Genomic DNA, 21211 nt, shown 5'->3' on the forward strand with positions numbered 1-21211 from the left:
GGATGAAAATGGGACAGAAAAACACCCAAAAGGTATTTCGCTGTCCCGAAAAATTGATTTACTGGATATCGTAGTAGCTGTGGTTGGGGTTGTGGCCGTTTTCTTCCACCACGATGGTAAAGCCCATGGGGTTTACCTCGGTGTGCTTGCCGGAAGCCAGCGGCTCTACGATGATGTGCTCAGAGCGGTTCACGATGATCTCCGCAGTCTCGGTCTTGCCGATGCGCTGGTAGTGCAGGATGCCGTCCTCAGCCCGCAGCACCCGCAGCTCTCCGGTGCGGAAGGCTTCGCAGCTGTGGCGCAGCTGCGCCAGCTGTGCCAGCACCGGGCGCAGCCGCTCCTCGTGACTGTCCCAGCAGAAGAAGGCGCGGTTGAAGGGGTCGCGGTAGCCCTGCATCCCGATCTCGTCGCCGTAGTACAGGCAGGGTACGCCGGGCAGGGTGTAGATGATGGCATAGGCCATGCGCAGGCGCAGCATCCCTTCCTCGTAGGCTTCGCCGGTCACGCTGCGGCCACTCTGCCACTCCCGGCCGCGTCCGTTGGCGGGCTCGTCCGCGATCACGGTCAGGGCGCGCTCGGTGTCGTGGGTAGACAAAAAGTTCAGTGCCGTGTTGATGGCAGGGGCAGGGTAGTGCTCGCAGATGGAAAGGATCTCGTTGGCGGCCTGCTGGGCAGGTTTGCCCTTGACAAAATCCAGCACGGAGTTCTTGAAGGGGTAGTTCATCACGCTGTCCAGCCCCTTGCCCAGCAGGTAGGTGCGGCGGTGGTCAAAGCCGAACTTGGTGGTGGCGTCCTCCCACACCTCGCCCAGCAAAAACTTTTCCGGGCTTACCCGCTTGACGGCGGTGCGGATCTTCTCAATAAATTCGTCCGGCAGCTCGTCGGCCACATCCAGCCGGAAACCGGCAGCACCCCGACGCAGCCATGTGTCGATGACGCCGCCCTCGCCGGTGATGAACTCCACAAAGGAGGGGGTCTCCTCATTGACCTCCGGCAGGGTCTCGAAGCCCCACCAGCTGCGATAGCCGCCCTTGTACTTGGGGTCAAAGTCGTACCAGCTGCGGTAGGGGGAGTTGGGGTCGCGGTAAGCGCCGCCCTCGCCGTAGCGGCCCTCGCGGTTGAAGTACCGGCTGTCGGAGCCGGTGTGGCTGAATACACCGTCCAGCACGATGCCGATGCCGTACTTGGCGGCTTCGCGGCAGAGCACCTCAAACTCTTCGTTGGTGCCCAGCAGCGGGTCCACGTTCAGGTAGTCGGCGGTGTTGTAGCGGTGGTTGGAGTGCGCTTCAAAGATGGGGTTCAGGTACAAATAATCCACGCCCATCTCCCGCAGGTAGGGGAGCTTTATGCGGATGCCCTCTAAATCACCGCCGAAGTAGTCCTCGTTCAGGTGGCCGCCGGTCTCGTTGGGCTGCCAGAAGGGCTCGGCGTGCTTATCGGCCTGATACAGCCGGTCCGGGAAGGGCATGGGCTTGTTCTCAATGCCTTCACAGAACCGATCCGGGAAGATCTGGTAGAACACCTTGCCCTTGATGCACTCCGGCGTCTGGAAATCCGGCTCGTAGACCGTGATCTGCCAGCTTTCGCCCTCCTGCCAGCTGACAACGCCGCAGTTGTCTGCCCCGCGCACGATGCGGCGGAAGTCGGTATACAGGTCAAAGTAATAAAAGTATAGGCCCGGGTCGCCCAGCACAACATCCACCGAAAAATGGTTCTGGTGGGGTGTCTGACCGTCAAATTTCATGCGGTAGTGCACGGGCACATCGTATTTGCCCTCCTTTTGCAGTACAAGGTGTGGGTCCACATAGCCCAGCTCCTCGGGGATGCACAGGGTCAGGTGCACGCTCTGCCCGGCGCGCACGGCACCAAAGGGCTGCTTAAAGTAGGGGTCGTAGCTGTTGAACAGACAAGACAAAAAGATCGTCCTTTCTCAAAAAAGCCCCGGCGGGCGAAATGCCACCGGGGCTTTGCGGTTTTACAGGGGAAAATTACTTGCCCATGGGCACGGGGGAAGCGTACCAGATATCGCGGGCGTAGTCCAGCACGGCGCGGTCTGCGCTGAAGATGCCGCTGTTGGCAATGTTCTTCAGGCTCATGCGGGCCCAAGTCTCGCGGTCAGCATACAGCTTCTGCAGGTCGGCCTGTGCACGGCGGTAGTCCTTGAAGTCTGCCATGACCATGTACGGGTCGCTGCTGCGCAGATTCTCGGTGACCTCGTGGAAGTTCTCACCGTTCCAGCCGCGCTCCAGGAAGTTCAGGGCGCTGTTGGCCACGTCGTCGCCCATGATAAAGGCGTTGGGGTGGTAGCCCACCTGCTTCAGGTTGTTCACCTCGGGGGTCAGCATACCAAAGATCAGCTCGTTCTCCTTACCGGCAGCATCGGCGATCTCCACGTTTGCACCATCCAGAGTGCCCAGCGTGATGGCACCGTTCAGCATGAATTTCATGTTGCCGGTACCGGAAGCCTCGGTGCCTGCCAGAGAGATCTGCTCAGAGACCTCGGCAGCGGGCATCAGGTGCTCGCTCAGGGAGACACAATACTCCTCCAGATACACCACGCGCAGCTTCTCACGCACGGCGGGGTCGTTGTTGATCAGGTCGCCCAGCTTGCAGATCATGCGGATCATCTGCTTTGCCATGTAGTAGCCGGGAGCAGCCTTTGCGCCGAAGATGTAGGTCTTGGGGATGAAGTCGGCGTTGGGGTTCTCCTTCAGGTACAGGTACTGTGCAGCGATGTTCAGCGCATTCAGGTGCTGGCGCTTGTACTCGTGCATACGCTTGACCTGGCAGTCAAAGATAGAATTGGGGTCAATGACCTGACCGGTGCTCTTTGCCAGATAGCTTGCAAAATCCTTCTTGTTGGCCAGCTTGATCTCGTTCAGCTTCTTCAGCACGGTCTTGTCGTCGGCGTACTTGTTCAGCTTGGTCAGATCGGAAGCATCGTGCTTGTAGCCGTCGCCGATGGTCTCGTCCAGCAGCTTGCACAGACCGGGGTTAGAAGCCAGCAGCCAGCGGCGGTATGCAATGCCGTTGGTCACGTTCTTGAAGGCGTTGGGCTTGAACAGGTAGTAATCGTGGAAAACGCTTTCCTTGATGATCTCGCTGTGCAGCTTGGAAACGCCGTTGATGCTGTTGGCGGTGTAGGCACAGATATTGGCCATGCGCACCTGATTGTCGCCGATCAGTGCCATGTAGTCGATCTTGCCCTGATCGCCGGGAAAGGCCTTTGCCAGCTCCTCGCGGGCGCGGCGGTCCATCTCCACCACGATCTGGTAGATGCGGGGCAGGGTCATCTTGAAGATGTCCACGTTCCACTTCTCCAGAGCTTCGGCCATAACGGTGTGGTTGGTGTAGGAGAACACCTTCTGGCAGATGCTGAAGGCCTTGTCCCAGTCAAAGCCGCACTCATCCAGCAGGATGCGCATCATCTCGGGGATGGCCAGGGTGGGGTGGGTGTCGTTCAGCTGGATGGCGACCTTGTCGGGCAGGTTCTCCAGCGTAGCGTAGCTGGACAGGTGGTTCTGCACGATATCGCCGATAGAAGCAGCGGACAGGAAGTACTGCTGACGCAGGCGCAGGATCTTGCCCTCAACGTGGTTATCGTTGGGGTACAGCACCTTGGAGATGAGCTCGGCGTTGGCGTTCTTGCTCATAGCGGTGTTGTAGTTGCCCAGAGAGAAGCTGGACATATCAAAGTCCGGGGCCTTTGCCTGCCACAGACGCAGCTTTGCAACGCCCTTTCCGTCGTAGCCCTGCACATACATATCGGAGGGGATAGCCATGACGCTGTTGTAGTTGGTGTGCTGGATGTAGTGGAAGCCGTTGTCCCAGTTCTCGTGGATCTCGCCGTCAAAGCGGATCTCCACAGCCTGATCCGGGTGACTCTTCAACCACACCTGACCGCCGGGCAGCCAGTTGTCGGCGCGCTCCTGCTGCCAGCCGTCCACGATCTTCTGCTTGAAGATGCCGTACTCGTACAGGATGGAGTAGCCGGTGCCGCAGATATCGGTGGTGGCCATGCCGTCCAGATAGCAGGCTGCCAGACGGCCCAGACCGCCGTTGCCCAGACCTGCATCGGGCTCTTCCTCAAAAATGCTGTCCAGATTGATGTCAGCGTCAGCCAGTGCCTTCTTGGCAACCTCGTCCAGACCCAGATTGAACAGGCTCATCTTCAGGCTGCGGCCCATCAGAAACTCCATGCAGAGGTAGTAGACCTGCTTGGTGCCGGTGCCGATAGCCTTGGACTGGAACTTTTTGTGGTTCTCGCTCATCATCTGACGGCAGATCAGAGCCAGAGAGCGGTAGATCTGCTGGTTGGAGGCAACATTCAGCTCCACACCGTACTCACTGGTGAGCTTGTCCTGAAGAATTTTGCCAAATTCTTTTGATGTCATAGTGTGCTCCTATCCGCATAAGCGTTTGCTTTGCTAAAATAATTGAGTAGATAATAGCAGCAGAAACGTTCCCTCTTTCGCCCGGCTGCCAACATAACAAAGTTATTATAATATGAACGATTTATAAATGCAAGGAAACAGGCGCTTTTTTTCCGTAACTGCTATTTTTTCAGGCCACTTTCTGACAAATATGCCGAAATTTCAAAAATTACACTTTTTCTTGCGGCGTATTTATATTATAATAGAGGGTAGAACTGAACCGCGAAACGTTTTTCGGGGAGTAATTCCGGCAGTAATGGCACAGGAAACTCCGCCGAAACGTTTTCGAAAGCCGAAACGTTACCGGGAACAGTGCAAAATCCCGGTAAAATGTAGAACAAACGGCCTTGCGCCGTACAGATACAGGATAAAAAGGGGAAAACACCATGGTAAACAAGGTAAGGGTCAACATCGCGGGCACACCGTATGCCATCGCCACCACAGATTCGGAAAAGTACATCCTCGGTCTTGCCAAAAAGCTGGACGAGGACATCACAAAGCTGCTGGACACCAATGATAACCTCTCGGTGACCAAGGCGGCGGTGTTCTGCGCGATGGATTATCTGGACGAATACCGCAAGAGCACCGGCAGTGCCGAGAATATGCGCAGCCAGATCCAGGACTACATTGCAGATGCAGCCCGGGCAAAGCTGGCCGAGGACAAGGCATTGGCCGAGAATGCCGTGCTGCGCCGGGAAGCTGCCGCCCTGCGGGAGCAGCTTGCCAAGGAGCGCCAGCGCGAGACCCGCCGGGAAGAGCGCGCCGCCCGCGCTGCGGCAGAGACGGCACAGGAGCAGTCCGCAGCCCCGGAAACCCCGGCGGCAGACAGCGCGCCGGCAGACGAGACCAACTGAATGTACCTTATATAAATAGAAGTCAGAAGGAGAACTATGGCAAGGATCGAGATCTTAGCCCCGGTGGGCAGTGAAGAAATGCTCCGCGCGGCGGTGTTCAGCGGCGCGGACGCAGTATATCTGGGCTTTTCGGGTTTCAACGCCCGCACGGGTGCCGGCAACTTTGATGCAGACAGCCTGCAGGAGGCGGTGCGCTTCTGCCACGCCCGGGGCGTGGCGGTGCACGTTGCGCTGAATACGACCGTGTACGGCACGGAATTGTCGGCGCTGGAGCAGGCTATCCGGGCGGTGGCGGCCAGCGGCGCAGATGCGGTCATCTGTCAGGATCTGGCAGTGGCTACCTTAATTGGTAAGATCGCTCCGCAGCTGCCCCGGCACGGTTCCACCCAGATGAGCGTCCACACCCTGCAGGGCGCACTGGAACTGAAGGAGCTGGGCTTTACCCGGGTGGTGCTGGCGCGTGAGCTGAGCCTGCCCGAGGTGGAGCATATCACAAAGCACTGCGGCATCGAGACTGAGTGCTTCATCCACGGTGCGCTGTGCATGAGCGTGAGCGGCCAGTGCTATATGTCCGCCTTTCTGGGCGGACGCAGCGGCAACCGGGGCTCCTGTGCGGGTCCCTGCCGTCTGCCCTTTGAAGCCAACGCCCTGCCGGAGGGCAAGCCCGGGCGGCTGCATCACCTCTCCCTCAAGGATAACTCTGCCATCGACAAGCTGGACAAGCTGCAGGCGCTTGGCGTAGCATCGGCAAAAATCGAGGGCCGTCTGCGCACGCCGGAGTATGTGGCGGCGGCAGTCAGCGCCTGTCTGGCGGGCCGCGAGGGCCGCGCCTACGACCGCGACCTGCTGAAGAACGCTTTCAGCCGCTCCGGTTTCACCTCCGGGTATCTGGACGGAAAAATCGACGGCACGATGTTCGGTGTGCGCAGCGAAGCCGACGCCGAGCTGACCAAAAAGACCCTGCCCATGCTGCGCGAGCTTTACCGCCGCGAGCGCTCCCGCGTGCCGGTGCAGATGAAGCTGGAGATCGAAGAGGGCGGCGAAAAGCTGACCGTTACCGATGCCGATGGCAACAAGGCCTTTGCCTATGGGGACGCCGAGCCGCAGCCTGCCCGCACCGACCCCACCGAGAGCCTGAACCGCAGCTTGGCAAAGACCGGCGGCACGCCCTTTACGGCAGAGAAGATCACCGTGGAAATGGACGGCGGGTCGTGGTTCATCCCCGGCAGCGCCGTAAACGAGCTGCGCCGGGAAGCACTGGATGTCCTGCTCAAAAAGCGGGAGGTGCTGCGCCCGTGGCCTACCACCGAGGAACACGTTGCCGCCCTGCCGCAGCGTACCCTGCCGCCTCGCCGCACCCTGCGCGCCCGGTTCGAGCGCTGGGAACAGGTGCCGGAGCGGGCACTTGACGGGGTGGAATACCTCATCCTGCCCATTGCGCAGGCCGACCGTGTGCCCCGGGAGTGGCGGGCTAAGACCATTCTGGAGCTGCCCCGGGTCATGTTTGGTGCGCTGGAACAGGACACCGCCCGCCGCATCGCAGCCACGCAGGATGCGGGCTTTGCCGGGTACGAGGTCAGCAACATCGCCCATCTGCGGCTGTGCCGTGGGCTGCCCATGACCGGCGGTTTCGGGCTGAACATCACCAACAATGCGGCGGCGCAGTTCTATGCAGAGCAGGGGCTTTCCAGCCTGCTTATTCTGCCGGAGGTGAAAGACAGCGATATTGCGTCCATTGCACCCACCCGGAACGGGAAGCCTGTGCCCACCGGCGTGATGATCTACGGTCATATGCCGCTGATGCTTACCCGCGCCTGCCCGCTGCAGAACATCCACGACTGCGCCCACTGCGACAAGACCGGCGTGCTGACCGACCGCAAGGCCAAAAAGTTCCCGGTGCGCTGCGGCCTTGGGGTGCGCACTATCTATAACCCTGTGCCCATCTACATGGGTGACAAGCCCGGTGCACTGGCGGTGGACTACGGCGTGGCCTACTTTACGCTGGAATCCCGCGAGGATGCGGCGCAGATTTTGGAAATGATCCGCACCCACGCCCCCTTTGAGGGCGATTTTACCCGCGGCCTGTATTTTAAAGGGACGAATTGACGAAAACAGAAAAACGAAACGAGGTTATACGATGGAACCCATCACTGTAAAATATAAGGTACTGGATGCCCGGGCAAAGGTGCCCGCTTATGCCACCCCCGGCGCAGCTGCCGCCGACCTGTGCGCTGTGCTGGACGCACCGCTGACCGTTGCCCCCATGCAGCGGGTGCTGGTACCCACCGGCCTTGCCATCGAGCTGCCGGGTGCCCACAGCGTAGCGCTGGTGTACGCCCGCAGCGGCCTGTCCATCAAGCACGGCCTGTGCATGGCCAACGGCGTGGGCGTGGTGGACAGCGACTATCGCGGCGAGTTGAAGGTGCCCATGGTCAATCTGGGTGCCGAGGCTTACACCATCCAGCCCGGCGAGCGGGTGGCGCAGCTGTGCATCGCTCCGGTGTACACCGCCGCCTTTGTGCCCGCCGAGGAGCTGGGCGATACCCAGCGCGGCGCGGGCGGCTTTGGCTCTACCGGCCGCTAAAGAAGGGAACACGGAGAAAATGAAGGAAAATAACCTGATCTTAGCCTCTGGCAGTCCCCGCAGACGGGAACTGCTCTCCCTATATACCACCGACTTTACGGTCTGCGTCAGCGATTTTGACGAGAGCGCCGTCACAGCACCCACCCCGGCGCAGCTGGTGGAGCAGCTGGCCATCGGCAAGTGCCTTGCGGTGGCAAAGCAGCACCCGGATGCCGTGGTCATCGGCTGCGACACGGTAGTGGATGTGGACGGCACCGTGTTCGGTAAGCCCCGCGATGCAGAGGACGCCAAGCGGATGCTGCGTGCCCTTTCCGGCAAGACCCATCAGGTGCACACCGGCGTGTGCATTGCAAAAGGGGACAGGGCAGAGCATTTTGTGGACAGCTGCAAGGTGACCTTTTTCCCACTGGGGGAGGAGGAGATCGCGTTCTACACCGCTACCCCGGAGCCTTACGATAAGGCCGGTGCCTATGCCATTCAGGGGCGTGCGGCTCTGTGGCTGGACCGCATCGAGGGCGACTACTACACCATTATGGGGCTGCCGGTCAGCCGCACCGTACAGCTGCTGGCGCATTTTTTGTGAGAAAAATGGAAAAATGATAGAAAACTTGCCGAAACGCTTGAGAAATGAAGCACTTGCGGCTATAATAGAACCGTGTTATTCTGCGCAGGAGGGTCTGTTTACAGCAGACTGTCCGGCATTCTGGGATAGATTTAAGGAACGATCGTAAGGAGATTTGGAACAATGAGTTTTCTGTCAAAGGACGTTGGCATTGATCTGGGTACTGCCAATACTCTGGTCTACATGAAGGGCAAGGGCATCATCATGCGTGAGCCCTCGGTCGTGGCGGTGGACACCAAGACCGACGAGGTGCGCTGCGTGGGCGGCGAGGCAAAGGCTGTCATCGGCCGTACCCCCGGCAGCATCGTGGCGGTGCGTCCCCTGAAGGACGGCGTCATCGCTGATTTCGACATCACCGCAAATATGCTGGAGAACTTCCTCAAAAAGGCCTGCGGCAACAGTATGTTCTCCCGTCCCCGGGTGGTCATCTGCATCCCCTCCGGCGTTACCGAGGTGGAACGCCGCGCTGTGCGCGAAGCTACCCTGAAGGCCGGTGCCCGTCAGGTGTCTGTGATTGAGGAGCCCATGGCTGCTGCCATCGGTGCAGGCCTGCCCATCAGCGAGCCCACCGGCAGTATGATCGTGGATATCGGCGGCGGCACGGCGGAGATCGCCGTCATCTCTCTGGGCGGCATCGTGGCCTCCCGCAGCGTACGCATGGCCGGTGATATGTTCGATCAGGCCATCATCGCCTTCATCAAGCGCAAGTACAACCTGCTCATCGGTGAGCGCACTGCCGAGCAGATCAAGATCGAGATCGGCTCTGCCTATGTGCTGGACCCGGAGCTGACCATGGAGATCAAGGGCCGCAACCTTGTGGACGGCCTGCCCAAGAACATCGTGGTGCACTCTGAGGATGTGCGCGGCGCTCTGCTGGAGTGTCTGGTCAAGATCACCACTGCCATCAAGGAGACGCTGGAGCGCACCCCGCCGGAGCTGAGTGCGGATATCATCGACCGCGGCATTACCCTGACCGGCGGCGGCGCTCTGCTGCGCGGTCTGGATCAGCTGATCCAGAGCGAGACCGGTATTGATGTGCATATTGCGGAGGATCCGCTGGACTGCGTGGCCAAGGGTGCCGGTGCGGTGCTGGATCATGTGGACGTGCTGCATGATGTGCTGGACACCGATGGAGGACATATGTAAGAGCGGCTCTCTGGGGAGAGTGCTGCTCAGAATGCGGAAAGGTTTCAGACACAGCAGCTGTGCGTTTTTTCCGCTGCAAACACTGCATCTTGCGCGGATGGCACGGCTGTCCGCGCTTTTTTCATGCAAGGGCCTGCGGTAGGACGCGGGCATCCCGACAGGAGGGAAGGACCCTTTGAAAGATTTTTTTGATACCTGGAAATTCAAGATCCTTGTGGCCGTGGCGGTATTTCTGGTGGGCATCATGGCCTACGCCGGTGCCAACGGACGCCTGACCGCTGCCCCGCAGGAGCTGCTGGGCGTGATCCTGACCCCTTTCCAGAAGGCGGCGGCTGTGGTCAGCGGCGGCGTAGGTACGGTGTGGGAAAAATACACCAGCATCGACAAAGTCATGGAGCAGAACGAGCAGCTGGAAACGGAAAACGCCGAGCTGCGCCAGCAGATGGTGGACTACGACCGTATCAAGGCTGAAAACGAAGCCTACAAGGCGCTGGCCAATATTCAGAAAAAGAACAGCAACGCCACCTATGTGTCCGGTTTTGTCATTGGCCGCGACCCGCTGGACGAGTTTGGCGGTTTCACGCTGGACAAGGGCACCGCAGACGGTGTGGCGGTGAACAATGCCGTCATCAGCGACCGCGGCTATCTGCTGGGCATGGTAGTGGAAGCCGACCCGACCAGCTGCAAGGTGATGACCATCCTGCACCCCAGCTTCAATGCGGCGGGCGTGGTCTCCCGCACCCGGGAAAACGGCATCCTGAACGGCAACACCACCTATGCGCCGGACGGCCTGTGTACTCTGACCAATCTGGAGCGCAGCACCGAGACCCGTGCGGGCGATCAGGTCATCACCACCGGTCTGGGCGGGGTGTTCCCGCCGGATCTTCTGGTGGGCACGGTGCAGGATGTGGTGCCGGAAGCCAGCGGCAAATCCTCCATTGCGGTGGTGCGCCCCGGTGCCGACCCCCGCACCGCCAAGCACGTTTTTATCATTACTGCGTACTAAGGAGGGCACACTGCTATGGAATCTCGCCGCAAGCGCAGCCGTAGCCAGCTGCTGAAGTGGGGCTGCTATGTGCTGGCGCTGTTTGTGTGCGCCGCGTTGCAGACCACGCCCGGGCTTTTTCAGTTGGGGCAGGCAAAGCCGCTGCTGGTGCTGCCGCTGTGTCTGGCGGTGGCAGTATTTGAAGGGGAGTTCGCCGGGGCGCTGCTGGGCACGGTGGGCGGCCTTTTGTGGGACTACGCCGCCGGGCGCACGGTGGGTATGCTGGCGCTGGAACTGCTGCTGCTCTGCTTTGGGGTATCGGTGCTGGTGCAGCTGTATCTGCAGGTGAACCCCGGCAACTTTGCCGCCGTAAATACTATGACGGCGCTGCTGGTGCTCTCGCTGGACTGGCTGTTTTTCTATTATATGCCGGGCTATGCCGGCGCTGCGCTGCGGTACATTGCCTTTGTACTGCCCAGTGCAGTGCTGACCCTCCCGGCGGCGCTGCTGGCCTTCTGGCTGGTGCAGCGCATCCATGACGGGTTCAGGATCGACAACGGCGTGGTCTAACCCGTAAAAGGAGAACCAGATGAACGAAAATGAACGCAAGGTCGTGGTGCAGCGGATGCTGCTGCTCATCGCAGTGGCCTGCATCATCATGGGGCTGTACACCTTCCGGCTGATCTTTTTGCAGCTGGTCAACGGGGATAGCTTCAAGGCAAAAGCCACCAACACCACGGATTATAAGTTCACGGTCACCGCCGCGCGCGGCAATATCGTGGACAGCACCGGCAAGCGCATTGCCACCACCAGCACCGGCTATAATGTGGTGCTGAACAAGCTGCAGATGGGGGATCAGGATCTGGACACCATGCTGCAGCAGATCGTGGAACTTTTGCGCAAGAACGATGAAAAATGGCTGGACACCCTGCTCATCAGCGAGCCGGATGCCGCCGGGAACTATACCTTTACGGACAGCGCCGACAGCACCAGCGACCAGAAAACGCTGGCGGACATGAAGGAGACGCTGGGCTTGCAGCAGTACGCCACCGCCAACGATGTGATGGAGATGCTGGTGGAGAAAAACCATCTGGAAAGCTTCTCCCTGCCGTGGCAGCGGGTGCTGGCGGGCATCCATTACGAGATGGACCGGCAGGCCTTTTCCAACGTGAACAACTTTGTCATGGCGGAAAACGTCAGTCAGGTGACGGTGGCTACCATCAAGGAGCACTCTCTCACGCTGCCGGGTGTGGAGATCGTGGAGACCAGCACCCGCAGCTATGAGCAGGGAGATATCCTCCCCGCCGTGCTGGGGCGTGTGGGCAAGATCACCGCCGAAAAGTGGAAGGTGACCGACGAAAATGGTCAGGTGACCTATCCGCTCAAGGAAAAAGGCTATAACATGAACGATGTGATCGGCATCTCCGGCCTTGAGTCCATGTACGAGGACGAGCTGCGCGGCAAGGACGGCGTGGAAACCATCACCCGCAATTCGGACGGCGTGATCGTGGACACCAAGATCACCACCGTGCCGGAGCCGGGGCATACCGTGCAGCTGACCATCAACAGCGACTTTCAGCGGGCGGTGGACAAGGCCCTTGCCAACAATATCGACATGATCAACCGGGTGTACAACACCGGCGATATGAAAGCTGCCGCCGGCGCTGCGGTGGTGCTGGACGTAAAGGACGGCAGCGTGCTGGCGGCTGCAAACTACCCCAGCTTTGACCAGAATCTGTACGCCACCAACTATTCCGAGTACAGCGCCGACCCCAGCCTGCCCCTGTTCAACCGGGCGCTGCAGGGCCTGTACACCCCCGGCTCCACCTTTAAGCCTGCGGTGGCGGTGGCAGCGCTGGACAGCGGCCTGATCAACCAGTACTCCACCGTCAACTGCACCGGCGTGTACACCTATTATAAGGACTACCACCCCCGCTGCACCCGCCACGGCCACAGCGGCAACATTGACGTGGTCACTGCCATCAAGTGGAGCTGCAACATCTTCTTCTACGATGTGGGCCGCCGCCTGACCAGTGACGTCTACGATGCCTACGCCTACAAGCTGGGTCTTGGGCAGCGCACCGGCGTGGAGGTAAACGAGGCCGTGGGACGGCTGACCAAAAAGACAGACAAAAACTACACCTCATCGCTGGATATTCAGGCCGCCATCGGGCAGGGCAACACGGTAGTAAGCCCCATCCAGCTGGCTACCTACGCCGCCACGCTGGCCAACAACGGCGTGCGCTACCGCACCCATTTTGTCAAGGCCATTCTGGATACCAACACCGGCGAGGTGCTCAGCGAGACCCAGCCGGAGGTGATGGATGTCATCGAGGGCAACGGCAACACCTTTGCGCTGGTGCGGCAGGGCATGACACTGGTGCCCAGCACCATCAGCGGCAAGATCTCCAGCTACCCCATTGCCATCGCCTGCAAGACCGGCACCCCCCAGCGCAGCGAGACCTACGCTTCGGGCAAGCACTACCTGAACGCCATAATGATCGCCTACCTCCCGGCAGACGACCCGGAGATCGCCATCGGCATTACGGTGGAGTACGGCGGCTACGGTGCCCGTACCGGTGATCTGGTGGTGGATATCGCCAACGCCTATTTTGCCATGAAGGATGGCACGCTGGAGGTGGACCCCTATGTAGACCCGCGCACCGTGGTGCAGGAGGACGCCGCAGCGGCAGATACCGCCGCCCAGACCGCCCCGGATGCTGCGAATGATGCACAGACCGATGCAGCGGCCGCAGAGCCGCAGCAGACAGCTGCTCCCGCAGCGGCAGCGGAGGAAGAAAACAACGATGCAATGCTTGCGCAGTAAAGCGCAGCTGCGTGCAAAGTGCTGAACTTGAACGAAAATTTGAATATTGTGTCCAAAAACCTGTTGTAAATGAGTTGCGTTTGTGATATCATGTATAACAAAGGAAATTTATCAAGCGTTTTATATACAAATGTTTCAATAGAGGAGAGATCTACAGATGACGATTGCCCTGATCGCGCATGACTCCAAAAAGGAGCTGATGGTTCAGTTCTGCACGGCGTACTGCCGTATTCTGAGCCAGCATAAATTGGTGGCGACCGGCACTACCGGCAAACTGATTTCCGAGGCCACCGGCCTGCAGGTACAGCGTTTTCTGGCCGGTGTGCAGGGCGGCGACCAGCAGATCGCGTCCCGCATTGCCTGCAACGAGATCGACCTGCTGCTGTTCTTCCGCGACCCCATCAATGCCAAGCCCAGCGAGCCGAATGAGATGACCCTGCTGCGCCTGTGCGATGTGCACAACATCCCCATGGCCACCAACATCGCCACCGCCGAGGTGCTGATCCACGGTTTGGAGCGCGGAGATCTGGACTGGCGCGATATCGTGCATCCGCAGAACTAAAGTATGCAAAAAAGAAGCGCTGCATCGTATAGATGCGGCGCTTCTTTTTTGTGTGGAAAGCGGTTGGATCAGACCGTTCCGTTCACCTTAAAATCCTGTGCCATCTCCTGCACATCGGCGGAGGTAAACTCGCCCAAGGGCAGCAGCAGACGGGCAAGGGTGTCCTGCGGCAGCGCTGCCAGTGCGGCACTCTCGTCCAGTGCGGCGTCCACAGCGGGGCAGACGGCGTGCACGCCGTCGCTGCCCAGCTCCACCCGGGCGTGGTGGCCGGTGGCAATATACTGGATGCCCAGCTTGTCGGCAGCGGTCAGCAGGGCGGCAAACCGGGCGTCGTTGCCGCTGCCCAGTACCTCGGCGGGTTGGTCTGCTAGTGCTTCTGCCTTCAGTACGATGCACTCGATGCCAAGAGCCTCGGCAGCCTGCCGTGCGGCTGCGGCCCAAGCGTTCTGCTCAGCATCCAGCTGCACCACAGCCCCGGCCACGCCAAAGCCTTGCTGCTGCAAAATGCGCACAACAACGCCGCAGTCCACAGTGCCGTCCATGCTGACAAGCACCTTGTCCTGTGTTTCGTAGGTGTCGAACCCGTTGCCGGGCAAAAATGCGTCGCTCATGTTCCTTGCCTCCCGCCATGTGCTTTGCTTTGTGCTACGGCCAGCTGGTCGCAGCGTTCGTTTTCCGGGTGGCCTGCGTGGCCTTTTACCCAGACGTAGGTGATCTTGTGCCGTGCTTCCTGCTCCAGCGCCTGTGCCCATAAGTCCGGGTTCAGGGCAGGGGAGCCGTCGGCTTTTTTCCAGCCCCGGCGCTTCCAGCCCTTGGCCCAGCCCTTTTCCAGCCCGTTGATGACATACTGGCTGTCAGAGCACAGCCGCACCTCACAGGGCTCCTTGAGCTGGCGCAGCGCCTCGATAAAGGCCGTCAGCTCCATGCGGTTGTTGGTGGTGCTGGCGTCGCCGCCGCTCAGTTCCTTTTCGTACACCTTGCCGTCAAAGCGGTAGCGCAGCACCGCACCCCAGCCGCCCGGGCCGGGGTTGCCGCTGCAAGCGCCGTCTGTGTACACCTCTACCTGTTTCATGGGGTTCTCCTTATAGAATAGAATACCTTTATTTAGCGCTATTTTGCCCGGGATGTCAAGAGCCAATGTATACGCCGGCCCAGTTTTGCCAAACCTTGGAATTGACAAAACCGGTGCGAGATACTATACTTAGCGTAACAAAATGCGTATAGGGGTGCACCAAAGGTGTGCGCCCGGCTGTTCCGGCAGAAACGCCACGGTCGCATCGAACAGATGGACTTACCTGGCCAAGAACCTCTTGCGGAACCAACAGCGCTGCCGCAAAAAGCACGCTGAACGATAAATTCTATACGATGCATCAACCGGAAGCCGATGCAGTTTCAGGTGCTTCCCCTGTGCTAGGTGCGGCTGCTCTCCCCGGTGGGGGCGCGGCCTGACCTGCAATTGAATCTGGAGGTAAAGAATGGCTCAAACAAAAGAAAATAACCCCGCACCCCGTGCAAAAGCCCCGGCAGCGCCCAAGGCGGCTGCCGCAAACGGCACTGCTCCCGCAGGGGAAAAGCACACCCGTCCCACTACCCGCCGCCCCTACTATAACCGCCGCCCGCGCCGTGCGCAGCAGCCCAAGGAGGCAGCGACCCCTATCCATATCTACCCGCTGGGCGGTCTGGGCGAGGTCGGCAAGAACATGACCGTCTACGAGTGCAACGGCGATATGATCATCGTGGACTGCGGTCTGGTGTTCCCGGACAGCGAGATGTTCGGCGTGGACATGGTCATTCCGGACTTCACCTTTGTGGTGCAGAACAAGGATAAGATCAAGGGTCTGCTCATCACCCACGGCCACGAGGACCACATTGGCAGCATTCCCTATCTGCTGCAAAAGTTCAGCCTGCCGGTGTACGGCACCCGCCTGACCTGCGGCCTGATCAAAAACAAGCTGGAGGAGTTCGGCCTTGCCGGTAAGACCAAGTTTGTGGAGATCGTGCCCCGTCAGAAGATCAAGCTGGGCTGCTTTACTGTGGAGCCCATCCATGTGAACCACTCTATCCCGGATGCCGTGGCCTTTGCCATCGACAGCCCCGCCGGTACCATCATCCAGACCGGCGACTTTAAGATCGATTACACCCCGCTGGCCTGCGGCGTGACCGACCTGTCCACCCTGTCCGAGTACGGGCAGCGCGGTGTGCTGGCCTTGCTGAGCGACTCCACCAACGCGGAGCGCCCGGGCTTTACCGCCACCGAGCAGAAGGTGGCTGCCGGTGTGCGCAGCCTGTTTGCCCGCGCCCGCAATAAGCGCATCATCATTGCGACCTTTGCGTCCAACATCTACCGCGTGCAGCAGATCATTGATCTGGCTGTGGAGGATGGCCGCAAGGTGGCCTTCAGCGGCCGCAGCATGGTCAACAACACCGCCATGGCGCAGGAGCTGGGCTATATGCACATCCCGGAGGGGACTCTGATCAGCGTGGACGAGCTGAACCAGTACCCGCCGGAGCAGGTGGTGCTGGTGACCACCGGCAGTCAGGGCGAGCCCCTGAGCGCGCTGAGCCGTATGGCCTCCTGCAGCCACCGTCAGGTGCGTGTGGGCCCCGGCGACTTCATCATCATCTCTGCCAACCCCATCCCCGGCAACGAAAAGAGCGTGACCAAGATCGTCAACGGTCTGCTGCTGCTGGGCGCAGAGGTCATCTACGAGAGTATGTATGATGTGCACGTTTCCGGCCACGCCTGTCAGGAGGAGCAGAAGCTGATGCTCACCCTGACCAAACCCAAGTATTTCCTGCCCGTGCACGGCGAGTATAAGCAGCTGAAAAAGCACGCCCTCACCGCTGCAAGTCTGGGCATCCCCACCAGCAATATCCTCATTGCAGAAAACGGCTCCAACGTTATCCTCTCGCAGGACGAGATGAAGCTGGGCGAGCCGGTGACCGCCGGTGCCGTCATGGTGGACGGCCTTGGCGTGGGCGATGTGGGCAATGTGGTGCTGCGGGACCGCAAGCACCTCTCTGAGGATGGCCTTGTCATCATCGTGGCTACCGTGGACAGCAAGACCGGCAAGGTGCTGGCCGGGCCGGATCTGGTAAGCCGGGGCTTTGTGTATGTGCGCGAGAACGAGAGCCTGATGGACGGTGCCCAAAGCATTGTGGAAAATGCGCTGGAGCGCTGTGTGGACGAGCACGTCCGGGACTGGAACAGCGTAAAGACCCGTGTGCGTGAGGCGCTGAGCAGTTATATCTACCGGCGCACCAAGCGCAGCCCGATGATCCTGCCGATCCTGATGGAGGTCTGACCCGGGCGCACCGCAAGGCGGTGCAGCGTCTGAGGAGGCAAAAAACCAATGAAACGTAAACCAAGATGGACACTGGAAATGCTCACGGCCAGTCTGGCGGTGCTGTGCGGTCTTTTGCTGCTGGTGCTGCTGGTGCAGCGCCCCACGGCATGGCCGCTGCTGGCTGTGCTGGTGGTGCTGTGGGGCATAGGGGCAACCCTGTTCCGCTGCAAGCTGCGCAGCTGGGTGGTGCGCTGGACAAGCGGCACCACCTTTGAAAAATCCAAGGTGCAGTTCAGTCTGGAGCCCCTTTCCCAGCCTGCGGCGCTGCTCTCCGGCGAGACGGTGCTGTGGTACAACAGCCAGTTCCGCACCCGCCTGCTGGGCGGGCAGGATGTGCTGGCCAGCCGGGTGCAGAAGCTTCTGCCCGGGCTGGATCTGCAGCTGTGCCGCAAGCGTGAGGGACAGCTGCTGACCCTTGCCGACGGCTACTGGAGCGTGCACAGTTCCACCGTGCCCGGCGAAGCCGAAAGCATGACCCTGCTGGTGCTGAACGAGGAGACCGAGCTGCGCCGCATCGAGGCAGAGTACAAGGCCAGCCGTCCGGGATATCTTGCCTTTCAGCTGGACGGCTACGATGATGTGTTCGGGGATCTGATGGACAGCGAGCGCGCCCGCCTGCTGGAGGGCGTCAACCGCATTCTGGAGGAGATGATCGGGCGCGGCAGCGGCTTTCTGCGCCGGGTAGGCAGCGGCGGCCGCTACATCGCAGTGGTGGAGGAGCGCCAGCTGGAGCAGTTCGCCAACCGCGGCTACGATGTGCTGGATAAGATCCGCGCACTGGACCCCGGCGTGAGCCTTTCGATGTCCATTGGTATCGGACGCGGTGCACGCACCCTGCGGGAAGCGCAGGACATGGCCGAGCACGCGTTGGATATGGCGCAGGGACGCGGCGGCGATCAGGCCGCTGAGATGACGCTGGATGGCTTTACCTTCTACGGCGGCGTGAGCCATGGTGTGGAAAAGCGCAGCAAGGTGCGCAGCCGCCTTGTGGCCGACCAGCTGGTCAAGTTGATCAAGGAAGCCGACCATGTAGTCATCATGGGTCACCGCATGAGCGATCTGGATGCCATCGGCGCAGCCGAGGGCGTGCTGCGCATTTGTAAGATCTGCGATGTGCCGGCGGTCATCGCCGTCCGGCGGGACGCTACACTGGCTGCCAGCCTGATCGATGCACTGTGCAAGGCGGGGCAGAAGGATGACTTCATCGACCCCAAGGACGCCCTGCCCATCATCTCCAAGCGCACCCTGTGCATCGTGGTGGATACATATCAGGTGGGTCTTGTGGAAAGCAAGGACATTCTGGAAAAATGCGGTAAGGTGGCTGTCATCGACCACCACCGCAAGGGCGTGGGCTACATCGAAAACCCGGCGCTGGTCTGTCACGAGCCCTATTCCTCCTCGGCCAGCGAACTGGTCACCGAGCTGTTGCAGTATGTGGGCGAGCGGGACGACAAGCCCAACCGCGTGGAAGCCGAAGGTCTGCTTGCCGGCATCCTGCTGGATACGCAGGACTTTACCCTGCACACCGGTGTGCGCACCTTTGAAGCTGCTGCTGCTCTGCGCCGCTACGGCGCAGAGACCGAGCGGGTGCGCAGGTTGTTCGATGTGACCATGGTGGAGTACAACGCCAAGGCCGATCTGGTGGAAAAGGCGCAGATGTACAAAAACTGTGCCATCTCCATTGGCGGCGAGGTGGCCCCGGAAGCCCGGGTCGCCATTGCGCAGGCCGCCAACGATCTGCTGCGCATTCAGGGCGTGGACGCCAGCTTTGTGGCGGTGCAGGTGGGCAACGGGGTCAACGTCTCTGCCCGCAGCATGGGTGCCGTGAATGTGCAGGTGATCATGGAGTCGCTGGGCGGCGGCGGTCATCAGACCATGGCAGCAGCGCAGCTGAAGCATATCACCCCGCAGGCGGCACGCAGCCGTATTCAGGACGCCATCGACCAATATTATCTCTCCCAGAAAAAGACTACGCCGGAAGCACGACCGGCAAAAGGGGAATAAAACATGAAACAGTATGATTATCTTATCGTTGGTGCCGGTCTGTTCGGCGCCGTGTTTGCCCACGAGGCCAAAAAGGCAGGCAAAAAGTGTCTGGTCGTTGATAAGCGCGACCATATCGCGGGCAACATCTACACCGAAGCCGTGGAGGGCATCAATGTGCACCGCTACGGTGCGCATATCTTCCACACCAACAATAAGGCCGTGTGGCAGTATGTGAACCAGTTTGCAGAGTTCAACCGCTACACCAACAGCCCGGTTGCCAACTACCATGGCCAGATCTACAATCTGCCCTTCAACATGAACACCTTCAACAAGATGTGGGGTGTTGTGACCCCTGCCGAAGCCAAGGCCAAGATCGAAGAGCAGAAGGCCGCTGCAGGCATCACCGACCCGCAGAACCTCGAAGAGCAGGCCATCAGCCTTGTGGGCACCGATATCTACGAAAAGCTCATCAAGGGATACACCGGCAAGCAGTGGGGACGCCCCTGCACCGAGCTGCCTGCCTTTATCATCAAGCGCCTGCCGGTGCGCTTTACCTACGACGACAACTACTTCAACGCCCTGTATCAGGGCATCCCCAATGGCGGATATACCGCCATGGTGGGAAAGATGCTGGCTGATACCGAGGTGCGCCTGAACGTGGATTATCTGGCCGACAAGGCTGCGCTGGACGCACTGGCTGAGAAGGTGGTCTACACCGGCCCGGTGGACGCCTACTTCGGCTACCGTCTGGGTGCGCTGCAGTACCGCAGCGTCCGCTTTGAGACCGAGGTGCTGGACACCGACAACTATCAAGGCAACGCGGTGGTCAACTACACCGATGCCGAGACCCCCTATACCCGCATCATCGAGCACAAACACTTCGAGTTCGGCACCCAGCCCAAGACCGTCATCAGTCGGGAGTACAGCGCCGAGTGGAAAAAAGGCGACGAGCCCTACTATCCCGTCAACGACGAGAAGAACGGTGCCCTGTATGCGCAGTACAAGGCGCTGGCCGATGCCGAGCCGGGTGTGATCTTCGGCGGTCGTCTGGGCGAGTACAAGTACTACGATATGGATAAGGTCATCGAGGTAGCGCTGGACGTGGCCGCAAAGGAACTGGCATAAGGAGCATAAATGCTCCGGTTTGCTGCCGCAAAAAGGCGTCCCCTTGGGGGAGCTGTCGCCGCAGACGACTGAGGGAGTAGGGGTGCAGCGGAGGACATTTGAAATGCTGCCCCGCTTCCTCTTGCCCAAAAACGACAAATGCGCTATACTATTACCATAAGACTGCACCGGTTTTCCGGTGAGAAGTGAGGGATACTATCATGAAAGTGATTCTGAAGCAGGATATCAAGGGCATCGGCAAGAAGGACGAGATCCACGAGGTCTCCGACGGCTACGCCCGCAACTACCTGTTCCCGCGCAAGCTGGCCGCTGTGGCGGATGCCAGCGCTGTGAACATGGCGCGCGGCAAGGAGGCCGCAGCCGATTTCCACGAAGCCGAGAATGTGGCAGCTGCCAAGGCTCTGGCTGCCAAGATCGAAGGCAAGACCGTGACCATCAAGGCCAAGGGCGGCGCATCCGGCCGTCTGCACGGCAAGGTGACCGGCAAGGAAGTTGCCGAGACACTGGCTGCACTGGCAGGTGCACCCATCGACAAAAAGAAGATCGAGCTGGAGACCAAGGACATCAAGGATGCCGGCGTGTTCAACGGCAAGGTCCGTCTGTACGTTGGCGTCGTGGCTTCCTTCAAGATCCAGGTGGAAGTGGAACAGGCCTGATCTGTGTGCCGTTTGCGCCCCCTCACAGCAGGGGGCGCTTTTTGGCTTTACAGGATGCTTTGGATTTTGGATAAGGACAAACTA

At 60.0% G+C, this 21211-nt stretch carries 17 protein-coding genes; 13 read left to right on the forward strand and 4 right to left on the reverse strand.

What is annotated here, in order from left to right:
* Window positions 1–58 precede the first annotated feature (58 nt).
* Together C4N24_RS03500 and C4N24_RS03505 are read right to left on the reverse strand one after the other, a co-directional pair.
* Complete coding sequence (locus C4N24_RS03500; protein ID WP_112090333.1) at window positions 59–1915, reverse strand: glycoside hydrolase family 13 protein; 1857 nt, start codon at window positions 1913–1915, stop codon at window positions 59–61.
* A gap of 73 nt (window positions 1916–1988) precedes the next feature.
* On the reverse strand, window positions 1989–4394 hold the full coding sequence (locus tag C4N24_RS03505; RefSeq protein WP_112090334.1) for a glycogen/starch/alpha-glucan phosphorylase: 2406 nt from the start codon (window positions 4392–4394) through the stop codon (window positions 1989–1991).
* Window positions 4395–4819: 425 nt separating this feature from the next.
* On the opposite strand from C4N24_RS03505, the gene C4N24_RS03510 reads away from it, so the two are divergent.
* The 9 genes from C4N24_RS03510 to mgsA all read left to right on the forward strand — a co-directional run bounded on the left by C4N24_RS03510 (window position 4820) and on the right by mgsA (window position 14013).
* Window positions 4820–5287, forward strand: a complete 468-nt coding sequence (locus C4N24_RS03510; RefSeq protein WP_112090335.1) for a cell division protein ZapA — start codon at window positions 4820–4822, stop codon at window positions 5285–5287.
* 36 nt (window positions 5288–5323) lie between these two features.
* The gene (locus C4N24_RS03515) at window positions 5324–7393 is read left to right on the forward strand and encodes a U32 family peptidase (protein WP_112090336.1); all 2070 of its coding nucleotides are present in this window, start codon (window positions 5324–5326) and stop codon (window positions 7391–7393) included.
* A 31-nt stretch (window positions 7394–7424) separates the two neighbouring features.
* Window positions 7425–7871 (forward strand): dUTP diphosphatase, encoded by a 447-nt coding sequence (gene dut / locus C4N24_RS03520; protein ID WP_055185030.1) that lies wholly within the window; start codon window positions 7425–7427, stop codon window positions 7869–7871.
* 19 nt (window positions 7872–7890) lie between these two features.
* The gene (locus C4N24_RS03525) at window positions 7891–8454 is read left to right on the forward strand and encodes a Maf family protein (RefSeq protein WP_112090337.1); all 564 of its coding nucleotides are present in this window, start codon (window positions 7891–7893) and stop codon (window positions 8452–8454) included.
* Between the two features lie 162 nt (window positions 8455–8616).
* Window positions 8617–9639: a rod shape-determining protein gene (locus tag C4N24_RS03530; protein ID WP_112090338.1), complete on the forward strand. Its 1023-nt coding sequence runs from the start codon at window positions 8617–8619 to the stop codon at window positions 9637–9639.
* Window positions 9640–9814: 175 nt separating this feature from the next.
* Window positions 9815–10645, forward strand: coding sequence for a rod shape-determining protein MreC (gene mreC, locus C4N24_RS03535; RefSeq protein WP_112090339.1), 831 nt, complete (start codon window positions 9815–9817; stop codon window positions 10643–10645).
* A 15-nt stretch (window positions 10646–10660) separates the two neighbouring features.
* A complete protein-coding gene (mreD, locus tag C4N24_RS03540) occupies window positions 10661–11194 on the forward strand; it encodes a rod shape-determining protein MreD (RefSeq protein ID WP_112090340.1) in 534 nt (177 codons plus the stop codon).
* A 19-nt stretch (window positions 11195–11213) separates the two neighbouring features.
* Window positions 11214–13451, forward strand: a complete 2238-nt coding sequence (locus C4N24_RS03545) for a peptidoglycan D,D-transpeptidase FtsI family protein (RefSeq protein ID WP_112090341.1) — start codon at window positions 11214–11216, stop codon at window positions 13449–13451.
* Between the two features lie 157 nt (window positions 13452–13608).
* Entirely contained in the window at window positions 13609–14013 is a 405-nt protein-coding gene (gene mgsA, locus C4N24_RS03550; protein WP_005923510.1) for a methylglyoxal synthase, read from the forward strand.
* A 68-nt stretch (window positions 14014–14081) separates the two neighbouring features.
* On the opposite strand, the gene C4N24_RS03555 is transcribed toward mgsA, so the two are convergent.
* Together C4N24_RS03555 and rnhA are read right to left on the reverse strand one after the other, a co-directional pair.
* Window positions 14082–14624, reverse strand: a complete 543-nt coding sequence (locus C4N24_RS03555; protein ID WP_112090342.1) for an ATP-binding protein — start codon at window positions 14622–14624, stop codon at window positions 14082–14084.
* The gene (rnhA, locus tag C4N24_RS03560) at window positions 14621–15085 is read right to left on the reverse strand and encodes a ribonuclease HI (RefSeq protein WP_015537876.1); all 465 of its coding nucleotides are present in this window, start codon (window positions 15083–15085) and stop codon (window positions 14621–14623) included. Before rnhA ends, C4N24_RS03555 begins: the two co-directional genes overlap by 4 nt.
* Before the next feature lie 403 nt (window positions 15086–15488).
* On the opposite strand from rnhA, the gene C4N24_RS03565 reads away from it, so the two are divergent.
* The 4 genes from C4N24_RS03565 to rplI all read left to right on the forward strand — a co-directional run bounded on the left by C4N24_RS03565 (window position 15489) and on the right by rplI (window position 21127).
* Window positions 15489–17318, forward strand: a complete 1830-nt coding sequence (locus C4N24_RS03565) for a ribonuclease J (protein WP_112090343.1) — start codon at window positions 15489–15491, stop codon at window positions 17316–17318.
* 48 nt (window positions 17319–17366) lie between these two features.
* Window positions 17367–19364, forward strand: a complete 1998-nt coding sequence (locus C4N24_RS03570; protein ID WP_242983175.1) for a DHH family phosphoesterase — start codon at window positions 17367–17369, stop codon at window positions 19362–19364.
* Between the two features lie 3 nt (window positions 19365–19367).
* On the forward strand, window positions 19368–20471 hold the full coding sequence (gene glf, locus C4N24_RS03575) for a UDP-galactopyranose mutase (protein ID WP_112090345.1): 1104 nt from the start codon (window positions 19368–19370) through the stop codon (window positions 20469–20471).
* 200 nt (window positions 20472–20671) lie between these two features.
* Complete coding sequence (rplI, locus tag C4N24_RS03580) at window positions 20672–21127, forward strand: 50S ribosomal protein L9 (RefSeq protein ID WP_112090346.1); 456 nt, start codon at window positions 20672–20674, stop codon at window positions 21125–21127.
* Window positions 21128–21211: the final 84 nt, after the last annotated feature.

Origin of the sequence: Faecalibacterium prausnitzii (genome assembly GCF_003287405.1) — a bacterium.
Classification (GTDB): domain Bacteria; phylum Bacillota; class Clostridia; order Oscillospirales; family Ruminococcaceae; genus Faecalibacterium; species Faecalibacterium intestinale.